The organism is Aeromonas sp. ZOR0002, assembly GCF_963866995.1.
GTDB lineage: Bacteria > Pseudomonadota > Gammaproteobacteria > Enterobacterales > Aeromonadaceae > Aeromonas > Aeromonas caviae.
In genome coordinates this window covers 35,189-35,569 of record NZ_CAWMFQ010000169.1, presented here as the reverse complement: position 1 = coordinate 35,569, position 381 = coordinate 35,189, and the positions used below count along the sequence as shown (strand labels likewise).

At 69.3% G+C, this 381-nt stretch carries 1 pseudogene; it reads right to left on the bottom strand.

Going from position 1 to position 381, the window contains the following annotated elements:
- Positions 1-381, bottom strand: a pseudogene (locus AACR77_RS09920) (AAA family ATPase); the annotation flags it as partial.

The window sequence follows — 381 nt, the reverse complement described above, 5'->3', positions numbered from 1 at the left end:
CGTCCCGTTGCAGGGCGAGCCGCTCGCGGGCCGGCGTCAGCTCGTCACCGAGGATGGCCAGCTTGCCGAGCGCCTGCTCCAGCTGGGCGATCTCCTGCTGCAGGCGACCATGCTGCTCACCGTGATTGCGGCCATAGTCCGCCAGCTCCAGCAGCTGGCGCAGCTGGCCCAGTTGTTCGGTCTGCCCTTGCCACTGCTCCTGCGCCTTGGCCAGGCGCCCCTCCCACTGCTGCTCCTGCAGCTCGTGCTGCTGTTGCTGCAGCCGGGTCTGCTCGCGCTGCCAGTAGTCGCGCTCCTGCTGCCCCTGCTCCAGCTGGCGCTGCAACTGCCTGAGGGCGCGCAGCTTGTGTTCGCGCAGGGTGAGCAGTTGCTGCAGCCTGT